The following is a 16,276-nucleotide window of genomic DNA, read 5'->3' on the forward strand; positions in this document are numbered from 1 at the left end:
AGTTCTTTGCTTCAGTTCTTTGCTTCCTGCACTTTTCTTTGCTGGCAAATTTTGAAAAATAAAAAAGGCCCCTAAGAAGGAGCCTTTATAACTAATTGTAAATCAGGGTGCCCAGAACAGGAATCGAACCTGCACTCCCTTTCGAAAACAAGATTTTGAGTCATAAACTCAATTTGCAAGCGTGAGGCAACCAGACAATAAATCCATCAAAAGCATTTGATATCCAAAACAAACATTCCCATATTTCATCATTTAATAATACTGAAAAAACATACATCCATGATAGAGGTAAGAAGAAAAAGATTCACACTATCCATCGAAAAATAGATAAAACCATTCGGTAATAGTCTCGCAATTGGAACTTACGAATATACTCAAGATACCGAATCCAAAACTTACCAAGCCCAGGTCGACAGTTCAAGATCATTCTTATTTTTTAAACATAAGACTTAATTTTATAAAAAAACGAATGAGATTTTTTTGGGTAGCCGAAATAAAACGATAGTGATGGCGAATTTCTAAGCTTTCATAGATGCCCAAAGGTTTAGATGACACCCCACCTAAATAAAAGCTTGCCAAAATATTTTCAATAAAATAAAACCTGGCATTTTGTGTCCGTAATCTGAGCATGAATTCGTAATCTGAGGAAATTTTATATTTAAGATTGAAAGTGCCATATTTTTCATACGAAGCTTTTTTCACAAAGCAAGTTGAATGTTCTATCATTCTTTTACGTAAAGTTGAGCTATCATTACCTATTACGCGTATGAATTTCTCTGATTCTGAATAAACCCTCATTAAACCATGAAATACGTCACACATTGGATTTATCAAGTATGCATCTGCAATAGCATTTAAACATCCAGGTTCAAGATGATCACCACTATTTATTAGACCAATAATTTCTCCGGTAGCATTCCTTATCCCTTTATTCATAGCGTCATAAATACCTGAATCATTTTCTGAAATAAATTTTGTTATACCAGATTCATATCCTTTAATGATATCAACTGTTCCGTCAGTCGAACCACCATCAATGATTATATATTCTATCGCAGGATAATTTTGAGCAATTACACTGTCAATTGTTTTTGCAATTCCTTTTTTGTTATTATACACCACGGTAATAACGGAAATCAATGGTTTCTTCATAAATTAACTATTAGTTTCTAGCTCTTATTTAAAATAATCTTTGCCCAAACACTTGTATATCAATTTTGCGGATGATTAGCCTGTATACGATCCAGAATCCGGGTGGTCGATTTATCTGGTAACAGCGGCAATAGAATTATCTTCCCTCCCAGCTCTTCTACCAATGGACCTTCAGGAAGGGTTTCCTCTGTATAGTCGCCACCTTTAACAAATATATCTGGTCTTACCACTCGTATCAGCGGTGCCGGTGTATCATCGGCTTCACTACCAAATGAAACAATATGAGTAATAGCGCCTAGTCCGCACAAAACTTCGATCCGGTCCTGTAGGTAATTGATAGGCCGGAAGCTTCCTTTTATCCTGCGGATACTTTCATCTGTATTAATGCCTGCAATCAGTACATGTCCCAATTCCCGTGCGCGATTCAGATAATTTACGTGTCCGCTGTGCAGGATGTCAAAGCAGCCATTTGTGAATACGATCGTTTTTCCCTGCGCCTTATACATAGCACAAATATGTTCCAGTTGTTGCAGATCCGTAATATATTTCTCATTAACGGATAAGTAGGTATTTAGCTCCCGATAAGTGCAGTAGGCGGTAGTATTTTTACTAATAGCTACCGCAGCTACTGCAGCTGATATCTCTGCTGCAGTGGCGATATCAGCCCCCGCCAGGCAAGCCAATGTAAATGCACTTACATATGAGTCACCGGCACCTGCAACATGAGTGGGAATAGTACGGTGTGCACAACAACGATAAGATAATTCCTCTCCGGAAAATATAACAGCGCCTTCTTCGTCCAGCGTAACGGCGGTAATAACTCCACGGGTCAGGGAGAAAATCTGACGCCCAAAACTACTGATCTGTTGCGCCCTCTGGTTGTATTGGGAATCAAGACGCAGCAATTTCACTATTTCCTGATAATTAGGTTTAACAAGTGATGGTGAAAGATGCTTAAAACATTCGAGTCGCTTAGAATCAATAGCCATAAATTTTCCGTACCTGAGATTAAGTACTTTTAAAGCATCAATAACAGCAGGTGTAATCACTCCTTTATTATAATCAGCTACTATGATTGCATCATATTGCGGGTAGTGCTCTTCTAGTATCGAAATAAGCCAATTCTCGGCAGTTTCGCTAATGGGATGTACAGAACCACTATCGTATCGCACCATCAGCTGTGTACCTACCATGATTCTTGTTTTGACGATCGTAATCCTGCTCTCATCTTTTTGCACCATGCAATTGACACCCAAACCCGACAGTAATTCAATTGAACTATACCCGTCTTTATCCTTTCCGGTGACACTGCAAAAGGTGACACATGCACCAAGATGCTTCAGATTTGCAGCAACATTGGCAGCACCTCCCAATGCGGTTTCGGTATTCAGAATATCTACAATCGGAACAGCTGCCTCAGGCGCTAACCGGGTACTGGCTCCCTTGAGGTATACATCCAACATCAGATCGCCAATTACAAGAACGGAAAATCCTGTAAACTGCGAGATCAAGTGTTTATACATTGTTGAAGATTTATTTCCATGTGGCAGACAGGTGCCTACACAGAGATCAGAGAGTCTACAGGCAGTGTTATGTATTCTGCGTAACAGATCAAAACGCACCCGTAATTTTCATTTATATTTCAATTGAATGACTTCACAGGACAGTTTTGTTAATCCCTCTGGGTGATCGTTAACCACTATCAGGGTTGAAATTGATCTTCGGACACCCCACTTATCTAACCAACCAAATGTCAGGCAGATAGTATATTTCCTATATTTCGTTTCAATCCTTCGCGGTAATAATATCCACCAATGGCAATATCAAATATGGCCATCCCCATCGGATTAAACATCACTGTATCAAACTCCTTTCTGCTTTTTAAAACCTGTGAACAAACGACATCCGTGATAGAAACGGTATCCTGTTGACTAAGCCCTTTGTACTTATTCATGTTTTCAATATCTGTATTTTCCCTGCATACTTCTTCCCAATTATCAACGATGATCACATCCATGAAATCTTTCATTTCCACTGTATAATCTCTTAAAGACACATTTAATTGCAGTGAGCCTCTTACAGGTGGCCTGTTAATATAAGGCGCGGTAGATACTGTGCAGGTAATAAAAATATCTGCCTGATCGTAACATTTTTCCCAGCTCTCCGCGAGGATCACCTTGTTGCGATATGAGTCGGAAATAGCAGTTATGTCAACCGGCTTTAGATCGTAAATAAAAAATCTTTCCACGCGATCTCCGAACAGGTCTGCCATCATTTTTAAATGCATCTGCCCTATTGGGCCAAAACCAATGATACCAACTGTTAATTTCCGGCTATCAATAACTGTTGCCAGATACTCTTTCACCATCAGGCCGGAAACTGCTGCTGTCCTGATAGCACTCACGCCTGAAGTATTGATCATACAAATTGGGATGCCTGTATTATACTCATTCAGTACTGTAACGGAATTAGCTCTCAGCCTATTCTGATGGATATTATCGGGAAAACTGGCTATCCACTTGATACCTGCATATGGATGCTCTCCACCTATATAAGCCGGCATGGCAATAATTCTGTTTTTAGGGTTACTGTATCGCAGATAAGGCTTTACGGGCTGTGAATAATCTTTTTCGGATAATGCCATAATAGCTCTGCCAATGACGGTTGTTAGCTGTTGCCAGTCAAGACCAATCGTGTTAATGTGTGCGGAATTCAGGTATAACATAAATATTATTGAATAGTGGATGATGCTTTTAATTTAGCGGCAAGCTGATTTCCCCATTCTTTGTTGTAGATGGTATCCAGATAGCTATGCCCCTTATCAGGAAAAATCAAAAGTGAGATTGGTTTCAGGACGCCGGAAAGTGAAGTTGAATATTCTTTGGCCGCAAGATAAACGGCTCCGGAAGAAGCGCCGGCAAAAATAGCCTGCTCATCCAGCAACTCGAAGCAACCTTTGATAATACGCAATTGCGACAGTACTACCACATCGTCAATAAGTGCTTGAGCGATAATAGGAGGCACCTGACTTGCACCTATTCCGGAAATATAACGTTTCACGGGGCTATTATTAAAAATAGCAGATCCTTCCACATCCACTCCTATTATCTTAATATCCGGTCTTTTCTCCTTTATGCTTTTAGAGAGCCCTGTGATAGCACCGCTGGAGCTAACAGCAATAAAAATATAATCGAGCCTGTCAAAAGACAGGAGGATCTCATCTGCTAAACCATAGTACCCTTTATAATTATTGGAGTCATTATACTGATCTGCAATAAACGCATTGGTTGTTTCAGCAAATAGTCTATCCACAGTTTGTATTCTCGTAAGCAGGTACCCACCTGTATGATCCCTCTCTGTTACCTTTACTACTTTGTAAGAGATAAGATTGAGTAAAGATTCATAGGCCTTATTGATATTAGGATCAATCACGGGTACAAATTTCAGATGCAGGATTTTACAGATAGAGGCAATTGCGATAGCAAGGTTACCTGAGCTGGATGCAATAATGGTGGTATCAGCATTGATAAGCCCGCCTTTTATGCCATTATAGATAATACTGTAACCCGCCCTGTCTTTTGAGCTCCCCGAAAAATTGTTGTATTCAAGTTTGGCAAATAATTCTACTGCCTCATTTCTTAAGGGCATTAAAGGGGTATTGCCGATAAAGGCAGACAGCTTTTCGAGTTCTTTTAACATTGCTTGCTTATTTGGTAGGGTGTAGTGAATATTGCATGAAACGGTGAATGAATAATTTCAACACCTGTCTGAGAAAATGGGGTAGTTCCCTGGCGGGTATTACCAACGGGAACCTATATACAATATAAAGCCTGCCTTCGTAGCAAATGCTGATCGAAGGCAGGATCTGAGGTGTCAAAAAAGAATGGGTGCAAAAAATTTATACTGACTGATGTATTCGCTATGGCATTTGTATCACACCGCTCTTAAACTCTTGACGGGGTTTGTCAATGCGGCCCGGATAGATTGCTGACTGACGGTTACAATAGTAATCATGACAGCTAAGATGGCTGCTACTAAAAAAACCCACCAATCAATACCCACCCGATATGCAAATCCCTCTAACCATTTACTCATCATGAACCAGGAAACCGGCGCTGCTACGATGAAAGCAAAGATGACCAGCTTTAAAAAATCTTTGGACAACAAGAATACAATATCTGAAACACTGGCTCCAAGTACCTTCCGGACACCGATCTCCTTCACCCGTTGTTCCGTTGTAAAAGACACCAATCCAAATAATCCGAGGCAGGTAATAAATATCGTAAGAAAGGCAAAGGAAAAAAATATCTTACCCATACGTTGTTCCGCATTATAAAGCCGATCAAAATCCTCATCCAGGAAAGAGTACATAAATGGTTGTCCATTGCTCGCGTTCATTTGGTCGTATTCCGATTTAATCTTACTAATGATACTTGTGATATTTTTACTATCAATGCGAAAGGCCATTTTGCTTCTCGCATCTGTCAGAAAAAATGCAATAGGAGGTATCTTCGTGCGTAAGGATCCTGTATTAAAATCTTTCACTACACCAATAACGCGATATGCCTTGCCTCCATAATACAGGCTACCTGATAGTGGGTCATCCAGGCTCAATAGCTTTTCAGCAGCTTCATTTAAGATCATGGCTGTAGAGTCCGTTGGCATGTTGGAAGAAAAATTTCTTCCTTTGGCCATTTTCATCTCCAGCGCAGGCAAGTAATCCGTATCTACATGCCACTCTCCCAGCACCATCACATTGCCCGAGCTTCGGTCTGCATCCTTGGAGAACCCATGGGTGCTCCAATTTTCATCGGTAGGGAGATTATCCGTCATGGTACCGGATTTTACCCCGGGGATCTGAAGAACCCTATCCTTAAAGAGTTTTGCACGCGTATCAAGAGCACCGGTATTCTTTACTACCAGCACCTGGCTACGCTCATAGCCCAGGTCCTTATTTTTTATATAGTTTAATTGATTATAGATCACCAGCGTACCTACTATTAAAATAATAGCCGGAATAAACTGAAGCATGACCAGTCCATCTCTTAACCAACTTCTTTTGCCTTTTTGGGTACGATTTCCTTTTAGTACCTGTACCGGGTTAAAAGCAGACAGGATGAAGGCCGGATAACTTCCTGCCAGCAGGCCCACTACCACTGTGGTAAGCAATAGAACAAGCACCATCCACTTTCCTCCCAACAACAAGAGTGTCATCTTTTTTCCTAAAAAGTCGTTCAGCAGCGGCAATAACAATAAGGCGAATGCAACAGCAAGCAACAACGCGATAAAACTGGTAAGCAGCGATTCTGTCAGAAACTGAGCTATCAACGGGAATCGTCCGGAGCCCAGTACCTTGCGTATTCCCACCTCCTTAGACCGGCTCTCCGACCTTGCTGTGGATAGGTTCATAAAATTGATACAGGCAATTATCAGAATAAAAATTGCCACGAAAATAAATATATATACATACTGTTTATTACCAGAAGGTTCCGCCTCATTCGTCAGGGTAGAATACAAATGTATCTTGGTTAAAGGCATCGCAGCATATTTCAGGTGGCCACCATTATGCTCCAGATCATTGAGACCACCGCCCGATGCTGATTTAAGTGGCCCTTCAATATATTTCTGTGTAGCTGCTTTCAAATACCCATTCAGTTCCTCCTCCGTTGTTCCTGGTCGAACCAGGATATATGTATGATAATTATCACTTAACCAGTTGTCATTACGGCTATCGCCCAGTTCTGACATTGCCTTGATGAAATTCAAATGAATATGAGACTGGATTGGCATGTCTTTTATGACGCCGGTGATTTTATAAGGCTTCGTATAATCTGTTAGTAACACCTTTCCTACTACATCGGTACTTTTAAAGTATTTCTTCGCCATCGACTCGGAAATCACCATTGTTCCAGGCTCCACCAGAGCCGTTCTGGGATCACCATGGAGCATTGTCAGCGTAAAAACATCAAAGAACGTAGAATCTGCATAGGTACAGTTGTGTTCTGTAATCATCTCATTCCCATTTTGCAGAATTACATCTGCTTCCCCGGCCAACCGAAACACTTTTTCAATTTTCGGGTAATCCTTCATCAGGACAAATCCTAATTGGGCTGGTGAGTTACGCTGACGAAATTCTGTGCCACGGAAAAGTATATCTGCATCGATACGAAATATCCGGTCTGCATTTACATTGTATCTATCGTAGCTCAACTCATCAATAACACAGAGTGTTATCAGCAGGGATGTTGCCAGTCCGATGGTCAATCCCATAATATTTATGAATGAGAAGAACTTCTTCTTCCATAAATTGGAAAAAGCAATTTTCAAATAGCTTTTAAACATACTTAAAATGAATTAGAAGGGGAACTGAATTACAATCCGAGGATATTGAATAAGTCGTTTTTAAAATTTTTACCAATAGGTATTCCCACTTTGTTCAGAAATATAGTTTGCCCCTGAATAAAGGAAATTTTCGATTTATTTACGATAAAGGATCTATGCACCCTCACAAAATAATTTTGAGGCAGGATTTTTTCTACGCTTGTAAATGACATATTCAGTATGATAACGGCGTCACTGGTTACCACCCTGGTATAGTTTCCGTTTGCCTCTGCATATAGCAGGTCGTCATACTTAATTCTGTAAATTTTACCTTCTGTTTTGAAGGTAAGATATCCCTCATCAGGTATACTATCTCTTTGTGTTACGTCTTTATTAGCATACTCCAGTCGTTCCATCGCCTTATCCACGGCTATGATAAATCTTTCAAGCGAAAAAGGTTTAATCAGGTAGTCGCATGCAGCTAAATCAAAAGCCGTTGCAGCATATTCTTTGTAAGCAGTTGTAAAAATAATCTGTGGTGGATTTTTAATGGTTTTTAGAAATGCAATGCCATCCAGAACAGGCATATGTATATCTAAAAACAACAACTGAATGTCCTTGCCCAACATCATTTCCTTTGCATCGAAACTATTCCCGCAAACACCGGTTATTTCCAGCAATGGAATAGCATTGCAATAGTTAACAATGATGTTTCTTGCAATTGGTTCATCATCCACAATAAGGCATTTAATCTTCTTCATTCATTTTACTTTAAGCCGTAGATCCACTTTATAGTAATTATTCTCTTTTTGCTGACTCAGCGAATACTCCCCCGGATATAATAAATCCAATCGTTTTATGGTATTATCTATTCCAAATCCGGATGCTTCCTTCACACTGCTATGGTCATTTACATGGCTTCCGAAACTGTTTCCAATCCTAAAAACTATAAAATCATCTACTACCGATAACGCCAGATCTATCTGTATTTTGTCCCCGATTGTGTTTTTAGAATGTTTAAACGCATTTTCTACAAACATAATCAGCAACATCTGGGCGATCTTTGGCGTCCCATTACCTCCGGACATTTGCACATTGAGTATAAGCCGGTCTTCCACCCGTATTCTCTCCAGTTCAATGTAGTTTCTTATATATGCCAGCTCATCATCCAATGACACCCAATCCTGCCCCGTTCCATATACCGAATACCGCAATAGTTCCGAAAGCTGGAGCAACAATTTGGGGATCTTTTCATGATTCGTAATAGAGAGTCCATACAAATTATTCAATGTATTAAAGAGAAAATGCGGACTTATCTGGGAGCGCAGCAACCCTAATTCACTCTCCTTCTGCCGTTGACTCACCATATTCCCATGAATCTGTTCTCTCCTGGCAGACCTGCTGATCGCTACAAATCCTCCACCAAATAAAAACATAACGACGAATCCGGGTATTCCAACAAAGAAAACTTTAGAATCATTTGGATCGAATTTAAAATCCATCAGGTATATATAGCCTGCCACACCGAGAATAGAAAAGAAAGCGATGGCAATCGCATATAATAGCACCAACACAATCCAGCTATCCCTAAATAGCCATCTTCTGCAAATCCATCTGCCCGTATACACACAAATCAACAATAAAAAAAAGCTGAATATCGCCCTGGGAAGAAGGGATACTGCATGGCGACTTGAGAGGGTAATAATTGAAAATACAAACAGCAGCGCGCTCACAAAAAAAACATGTAGTCCAATACCCTTCTCAACCACTTTATAAAAAATATCTGTTATTGACTTCACCTGACGAATATCCTGAAATTTGCCTAAAGTAACAACTGATACGGACAGATGTATCGAAATGCCTTTCGAAATAACGAAAAAGGGCGACTAACTGACAGTCTACCTATTTGAACATCATGCTCAGGAACTGCTGATCCGAGCACACATTAAGCCAGCTCCAATGCCCCACCTCTTCATATTCGAAATATTCGACTTTATTCCCCTGTTTTCGGAGTGCCGCAACCGCTTGTCTTACGAAATCCAGGGGAGTGTCGTTATCCTTGGTCCCCACACTGATAATAAAACGGATATCCTTTATCCGCTTCATCTGGTCTCCATTAAGGCGTCTGATCGCACTCATCAGAATGGCTGTTTTAAATAATTCGGGATAGCGGACCACGGTCTCAATTCCTGCAATGCCGCCGGAGGAGATGCCGGATACAAAGGTCCTGTTTGTATCAATTGAATATTGTTCTTCCAGTTTTTTCATCAGTTCGATGCTCATCTGCAACGACTTCGTGGCTGGCTTATCTAAGGAAGTGCTGAACTTCTCGTTTCTCCCAATATGAGGTACCAACACAAAATAAGGATATTGACTGCGTATACTATCATTCGAAAATATACTCACAAAGTGAATGAGGGGGTCTTTTTTCCCGTGTTGCCCGTTTCCATGTAAAAAGAGCACAAAAGGGTATTTCTTTGCTGGATCATAGTGAAGGGGCTTTAATATTAAATACTTCAAGGTGTCGCTTCCCTGGATAAAAGAGAGTTCCTTTCCAAAAGCATCGTCCGTATGCTGCTCCTGTTCTTTTGAATAAAACTCCGAAGTAATCAGGTCCTGGCAAGGCAAAAATTCGAACTGATTGTTCCTGACTATCTTTTTGCCGGTAAAAAAGCCTTCGATATCAGCTACCTTATAGCCTCTGGCATAATTGTCGAGCAGCTCCAACTCGCAGGTGTCCGCATAGTTAATCGCACGAATTCCGGCCTGCAGGCCGTACTGGAATTTAATTTTCACGTCCCGGAACACATATCCTTCATTCGACATAAAATCCTGCATTTCAAAATCATCAGTAATCGCGTCATTAATTCTGCAATTGGCGATCACTCCTTTATAAAAGGTGATCATGAGGTTACCACCGGTACCAGTAGGATATCGCTCCCATTTTTTACCCCTGCTACCCGCCAGGAATATGCTCCGATAGTCTACTGCATTATTTGACCTTATACCGAAAATAATAATGTTGGATCGGTTGGATTCGGGTACCCACAACAATGCGCGATTAATATCAATATTTACCAGTCCAAAATTGGCATGTTCTTCACTCTCGATATCTTTAAACGCGGTATAATCCGGCGTACCGGCACCTACAAATGACGGTACATATTCAGGAAACTGAAACTTCGTAGGAGGCCTGTATTGACTATTTTTCGCATCGCGGATACCTACGGGATCAGCCCCCCTTAGTATCACGTTATTACTCACCTTCATATCGAAATTAAGAAAGTATTCACCGGGGCCGAAATACAATACACCTCCCCCATTTTTGGACATTTCCTTCATAGTCTGGTGCAAAACCGCCGAATCAATTTTGTGACCTGCACCAATCAATCCTTTCACCTTTGCTGCATTGGTAACATTTTTCCATGGCAGGCTATCGGTCCAATGTTGCCCGCTACGATATCTGGAACGATAAGGATTATCAGTAGGTGTCTGACAAAATACAACTGAGCCGCTTATAAACAGCGACAGGAACAAAACAATACTTGCTTTCATTTAATAAAATTAGAGTCGTGAAGAAATATGCTGGTTTAACAATTTTCTATTTGTCTTATACCACCTGTAAAAATTATTCAATCCGGATAACAGATCTGTGGCAGGCCTATAATGAAGTAAGCTGGAGGCCTTTGCAATGTCGGCATAGGTAATGGGAATATCACCGGCCTGATCGGGGAAACGTTCAATTGTAGCTTTTACTTCACAGATGGATTCTATTGTCTGGATCAGTGAATGAAGCGATATGGTATGGCTGTTTCCAATATTGACAATTTCAAAACCGGATGCACTATAATTCATTGCCGCCATTATCCCGGTCGTAATATCATCTACATAAGTATAGTCTCTTACCGTAAGTCCGTCTCCAAATACAGGAATGGGTGTATGTTGAAGTATGCGTTCAAAAAATTTATAGATGGCCAAATCGGGTCGCTGCGCAGGACCATAGACTGTAAAAAAACGAAGTGAAATAAATCGTATCCCATAGAGATGACTATAAACATGCCCCAGCATTTCAGCAGATAATTTTGACGATGCATATGGGCTTACCGGCAACAATTTTTCACTTTCATTCCAGGGCACATTAGGATTCATGCCATATACACTACTGGAAGACGCAAATAAGAATTGGGGAATTTTCCTCATTCTGGCAAACTCAAGAAGCGCCTGTGTTCCTCCCACATTAACATGAAGATATTGGACCGGATCCCTTATACTCTGCCTCACACCTGCCTTTGCCGCCAGGTGCACAATGATGTCTGTTTCAGGCAATCTGTCAAGATCTTCAGGATTACAAATATCTCCTTCTACAAACCTGAAATTACGGTGATCTAAAAAAGGCCGAATATTCAGTTCTTTCTGCTCTCTTGAATAAAACGGATCAAAATTATCGATACAGGTAATATGATAACCTCCTATAGCCAATAATTTCTTAATCAGGTTGCTTCCAATAAATCCAGCTCCGCCGGTAACAAGTACGTGCGTCATTTTAAATTATTGAAGTAAATAGTAAATGATTTTTTAAATGCTTTTCAGCGATAGCCCGCTGTCACTGGCCATCTGCTCCAGGATAAACAAATACCGGCTCCCTATCTGCCCTATTTCCTCCCGAGAGAATTTTTCAATATTGTAGTGTATTTTAATGGCAATACCATTTTTGCATTCATTAATCAGGCATTTGAGGTCCAGCACACCAGTACCTTTATCGCTATGATATGGGCGAAAATCCTTTATCTGATAATCAGTAGCCTTAAGAAGATTTATATAAACCGGAGCCAGCCTGTTCAATGGCAGATCCAGGTCTTCCATCATCTTTTCGTGGGGATAAAAACGAAAATCGGATGACTCCCATACGCTATCATTCACCCTCCTCACAAATTCCGCGATACCCATATTTTCATCTACCTCAAAACAAACAATCAGATTATGCGTCAACCAACCAACCATTTGCTCAAACTCCGGTGATACCCTGGTTGAGAAAGGAATACTTACCCTCACATTTTCTTTTGCCGGGGTGTGAAAGAGTTTTACAAATGCCGCGATAAGTGTTACAAAAAGACTGACATTACATTGGGTGGACAAACTCCTGAGTTGATTAGAAAGCACGTCCTCCACAAACAAGGTATAAGATGCACCTGCTCCCGGTGCCAGCGTTACAATCGTACCATAAGCATCCGGATATTCAGATATCCCCTTTCCCTTTAAAGTCATTTTCATTTCGTTTTCCAACTCCGCCTTGTAAGATCTTCCCATGTCATATCGCATGCTGCCTTCGTCACGCTCCTGCAATAAACTATCTGTTATTGATTGTTGATATAACATCCAACATGCTCTACCTTCCGGGCTATTGATTATTTTATTTATCCATTCAGAATAGTCTTTATACTGCAACGCTAACCGAGGCAATGGGTTTCTCTCCTTTCTGGAATAAGCCTCATACAGCATATGAATCTCTCTTTTCAGTACCTCTATGGACCCTCCATCAGCAATTACATGATGCATCGTAAATACCAGGACACTCATCTCTTCAGGCAGTTCTATCACTTTTACATTTGCCAGCGGGCCTTTTTCAAAATCGAACGAAATACTACTTAATTCCTTCTCTACTAAAGCTGGTATTTCACGTTGATCCATGGCCGTTAGATTTATATATGCTACTTCAAACCTGGCCTTCCGATACCGGTGTACTTTTTGTTTAATATCTCCATTCACCTGTAAAAAACTGGTTCTCAGACTTTCGTGTCGCTTATAAATTGTGCTGATCACATTTTCCAGGATTTTTTTATCCGGGTTTTTATACCGAACCGTAAATCGCAGATGGGAGGTATTCTTTCCAACTATCAGGAACCTCAGGTATTCTTTTTTCTGCTGGTGCATTACATTATAATGCTTTTGCCATTTTACAGGCATGCAGGGAGCGGCAATGGTTTTCAATAAAGAAGCCCTGGCGCTGTTGCTGGTTTCCAATTCCTCCAGATATTTCAGAATATCTTCCTTGTTACTTTTAAGTTCCTGTAAAAGATGCTGATCCAACGGGTCTCCCTTTCTGAATTTCATTTTCAGGTCATTGTCTTCCTTCCACAGAAGGATGTTGGTGTTTTTCGCGGCTCTCAACAACCGCTTGATATTTATTGTTTTGGATACTGGCATACGCGCTATAGCTTGGATACTTACAGGTTGATGGTTTCGTACTCGTCCGAATCTTCCGGGTTGGCCGGATCGTTACCGTTTTGCACGAAGGCAGCGATGAGTGAAATATTTGCCAGTTGAAATATTTCTTTGATTGGTAATTCCACCTGTAACTGTTTTCTTATAGCAGATATCATCTGTATTGCCAGGAGAGAGTGGCCGCCCAGCTCGAAGAAATTATCGTATATCCCTACCCGTTCTATTCCCAGCAACTCCTGCCAGATGTCTACCAATGTTTCTTCTATCGCATTGCGCGGCGCCACGTACTGTTCTTTCAGTTCTTCCGGTACATCCGGATCAGGCAGGCCTTTCCTGTCTACTTTACCGTTAGGAGTTAAAGGCAGTTCGTTTAACGCCACCCATAGCGCCGGCACCATATATTCCGGCAAACGATCCTTCAGATAATTTGTCAAAATTTCCTTGTCAAAATTTCCTGCTGCTACCACGTAGCCTACTAATCGCATATCGAAATTGTCGCCACGGGCCAGCACCACCGCCTGATTCACCAGGCCGCTCTGCTGTAATACGTGTTCAATTTCGCCCAGCTCAACGCGGTAGCCACGGATCTTCACCTGTTCATCCCGACGGCCCTGGTACTCGATATTTCCATCGGGCAGCCAGCGACCCAGATCGCCTGTCTTATACATCCTGGCTCCGGGTATTTGACTATACGGATCCGCTGTAAATTTTTCTGCTGTCAGTGCTTCCCGTTGCCAGTAGCCACGTGCCAGTCCGGCACCGCTGATATAGATTTCTCCTGTTACCCCTATCGGGCAAAGGCGACCCGCCACATCCAATATGTACATCCTGGTATTGGCAATCGGCTTGCCAATCGGGATGTGACCATCTCTGATCCGCCCCAAAGCAACTGGGTCAGTGGTATCGAACCGGTAGCTACTACAACCTACCGTTGCCTCCGTAGGACCATACTCATTCACAATCTCCATCTCTAATCCTTCATCTATCAGGTACTGTACATGACTCAGCTGCAATGCTTCTCCTCCCAGAACCAGGCGCCGGGTAACGATCTCTTCTGACCGCAGCGCGGCTTCCAGCAAAGGCAGATGCGCGGGCGTCAGTTTAATAAAATCATACACCCCATGACCGCATAGATGCTCTTTTCCCAGCAGCGCTGTAGCGGGTAATCCTGCCGGCGCTACCACCAGTGCCCTGCCCTGGATCAGTGGCTGGAAGAGCGCCGTTAATGACGCATCAAACGTGTAAGATAAATGATGGTAGCTACCAGGTATATTCTCTTGTGAACCGGCAACAGTGTATTGTGTTTCCTGATTGCATAAATAATGTACCAGACTGCTATGGCTGATCATCACCCCCTTAGGCATGCCCGTGGAACCGGAAGTATAGATCACGTAGGCCAACTGATCAGGATGGATCAACACAGCGGATGTCGCTTTCGGTGTCCAGCTGATACGATCCCAATCTCCATCCAGACTGACGATCCGGCAACCTACGGTTACGGGTAAACGATCTGCGCTGGTTTCACTGCTCAGTACCAGCGATGCCTGGGTATCTTCCAATATATAACGAATGCGCTCTGCAGGATATTCCGGGTCAACCGGTACATAGGCGCCGCCTGCTTTTAAGATGCCCCATATGCCAACCAGCATATCTACCCCACGTTCTACGCAGATTGGCACCAATGTATCTTCCTTAACGCCCTGCTGCCTTAAATAGCACGCCAGTTGATCACTACGTTCATTCAGTTCCTGGTAACTCAGCTCCTGCTTCCCGGATATTACGGCGGTGGCATCCGGTGTACGGGCTACCTGTTCTTCAAACAGGGTCACCACATTGTTATTTTCTGCCCCGGAAACTGTGGTATGGTTGAATATTGACAACAACTGTTCTTCTTCCGCAGCCCTTAACAGCCGTAATTCTCCGATCAGGCTAACTGTTTCCATCACTACCTGTTTGAGCACTTCTTCAAAATGCCCGGTTACCATCTGCACATATGCCTGTTCCAGTAAACTGCTGTTATAATTAAACTGAATGCTGATTTCTTCTGAAGCCAGGATACAAAGACTCAGCAGGTAATTGGTATGTTCTTTCATTTGTGCACCTCCCGCCTGCAACGCCCAGCGGCGTGAGGAGATCACCTTGTTTACAGGATAGTTTTCAAATACCAGCAGGCTGTCGAACAGATCGCCGGTAACACCCATCCACCGCTGAATGGTGCTCAGCCCTGTATATTGATATTCGCGACAGGCTAACTGACCTTGCTGAATACCGGACAACCAGGTTTCTATCGGCTCATCTCCCATGATCAGCGTATGCAGCGGCAGCGTATTAATATACAATCCCACCCGGCTTTCTACTTCAGATAACCCTTCCGGACGACCGGAAACGGTTACGCCATAAGTCACCGCGTCACTGCCGGTATAGCGCGACAACAGGTAACTCCACACTCCCTGCATCACCGTGTTTACGGTGATCCGGTGCTGTTGCGCATAACGATCCACGGATGCTGTTAACGTGGCATCCAATACAAGTGTTTCTCTTTTATAAACACCAAGTCCTTTGTTGCGCTCCGCTACTGATC

Annotated in this window: 11 protein-coding genes; all 11 read right to left on the reverse strand. The window is 42.1% G+C overall.

The annotated features are described in order from the left end of the window. Nucleotides 1-429: 429 nt before the first annotated feature. Nucleotides 430-1,152 carry a glycosyltransferase family 2 protein gene (locus AC1DP6_RS35305; protein ID WP_477059105.1) on the reverse strand — a complete coding sequence of 241 codons (723 nt, stop codon included), beginning with the start codon at nt 1,150-1,152 and terminating at the stop codon, nt 430-432. Nucleotides 1,153-1,211: 59 nt separating this feature from the next. Continuing rightward, a complete protein-coding gene (locus AC1DP6_RS35310) occupies nt 1,212-2,675 on the reverse strand; it encodes a PfkB family carbohydrate kinase (protein ID WP_477059106.1) in 1,464 nt (487 codons plus the stop codon). Between the two features lie 230 nt (nt 2,676-2,905). Continuing rightward, on the reverse strand, nt 2,906-3,877 hold the full coding sequence (locus AC1DP6_RS35315; protein WP_477059107.1) for a 2,3-diaminopropionate biosynthesis protein SbnB: 972 nt from the start codon (nt 3,875-3,877) through the stop codon (nt 2,906-2,908). A gap of 5 nt (nt 3,878-3,882) precedes the next feature. Next, nucleotides 3,883-4,851, reverse strand: a complete 969-nt coding sequence (locus AC1DP6_RS35320; RefSeq protein WP_477059108.1) for a pyridoxal-phosphate dependent enzyme — start codon at nt 4,849-4,851, stop codon at nt 3,883-3,885. Nucleotides 4,852-5,085: 234 nt separating this feature from the next. Beyond that, entirely contained in the window at nt 5,086-7,494 is a 2,409-nt protein-coding gene (locus tag AC1DP6_RS35325) for an ABC transporter permease (RefSeq protein WP_477059109.1), read from the reverse strand. Between the two features lie 29 nt (nt 7,495-7,523). Then, the gene (locus AC1DP6_RS35330; protein ID WP_477059110.1) at nt 7,524-8,234 is read right to left on the reverse strand and encodes a LytR/AlgR family response regulator transcription factor; all 711 of its coding nucleotides are present in this window, start codon (nt 8,232-8,234) and stop codon (nt 7,524-7,526) included. Further along, a complete protein-coding gene (locus AC1DP6_RS35335; protein ID WP_477059111.1) occupies nt 8,235-9,047 on the reverse strand; it encodes a sensor histidine kinase in 813 nt (270 codons plus the stop codon). A gap of 328 nt (nt 9,048-9,375) precedes the next feature. After that, nucleotides 9,376-11,028, reverse strand: coding sequence for a carboxylesterase family protein (locus tag AC1DP6_RS35340; protein ID WP_477059112.1), 1,653 nt, complete (start codon nt 11,026-11,028; stop codon nt 9,376-9,378). Between the two features lie 9 nt (nt 11,029-11,037). Beyond that, nucleotides 11,038-12,015, reverse strand: coding sequence for an NAD-dependent epimerase/dehydratase family protein (locus AC1DP6_RS35345; protein WP_477059113.1), 978 nt, complete (start codon nt 12,013-12,015; stop codon nt 11,038-11,040). 33 nt (nt 12,016-12,048) lie between these two features. Further along, on the reverse strand, nt 12,049-13,677 hold the full coding sequence (locus tag AC1DP6_RS35350; protein ID WP_477059114.1) for a condensation domain-containing protein: 1,629 nt from the start codon (nt 13,675-13,677) through the stop codon (nt 12,049-12,051). 20 nt (nt 13,678-13,697) lie between these two features. Beyond that, nucleotides 13,698-16,276: non-ribosomal peptide synthetase (locus AC1DP6_RS35355; RefSeq protein ID WP_477059115.1), on the reverse strand; the 2,579-nt coding region annotated here is incomplete at its 5' end.

This window comes from Chitinophaga sp. 01L420 (genome assembly GCF_056399985.1).

Excerpts from the sequence above, each read along its gene's own strand:
- AC1DP6_RS35350 (WP_477059114.1), bottom strand. The coding sequence starts at position 13,677 with ATGCCAGTATCCAAAACAATAAATATCAAGCGGTTGTTGAGAGCCGCG.
- AC1DP6_RS35305 (WP_477059105.1), bottom strand. The coding sequence starts at position 1,152 with ATGAAGAAACCATTGATTTCCGTTATTACCGTGGTGTATAATAACAAA.
- AC1DP6_RS35320 (WP_477059108.1), bottom strand. The coding sequence starts at position 4,851 with ATGTTAAAAGAACTCGAAAAGCTGTCTGCCTTTATCGGCAATACCCCT.
- AC1DP6_RS35315 (WP_477059107.1), bottom strand. The coding sequence starts at position 3,877 with ATGTTATACCTGAATTCCGCACACATTAACACGATTGGTCTTGACTGG.
- AC1DP6_RS35330 (WP_477059110.1), bottom strand. The coding sequence starts at position 8,234 with ATGAAGAAGATTAAATGCCTTATTGTGGATGATGAACCAATTGCAAGA.
- AC1DP6_RS35310 (WP_477059106.1), bottom strand. The coding sequence starts at position 2,675 with ATGTATAAACACTTGATCTCGCAGTTTACAGGATTTTCCGTTCTTGTA.
- AC1DP6_RS35325 (WP_477059109.1), bottom strand. The coding sequence starts at position 7,494 with ATGTTTAAAAGCTATTTGAAAATTGCTTTTTCCAATTTATGGAAGAAG.
- AC1DP6_RS35345 (WP_477059113.1), bottom strand. The coding sequence starts at position 12,015 with ATGACGCACGTACTTGTTACCGGCGGAGCTGGATTTATTGGAAGCAAC.
- AC1DP6_RS35340 (WP_477059112.1), bottom strand. The coding sequence starts at position 11,028 with ATGAAAGCAAGTATTGTTTTGTTCCTGTCGCTGTTTATAAGCGGCTCA.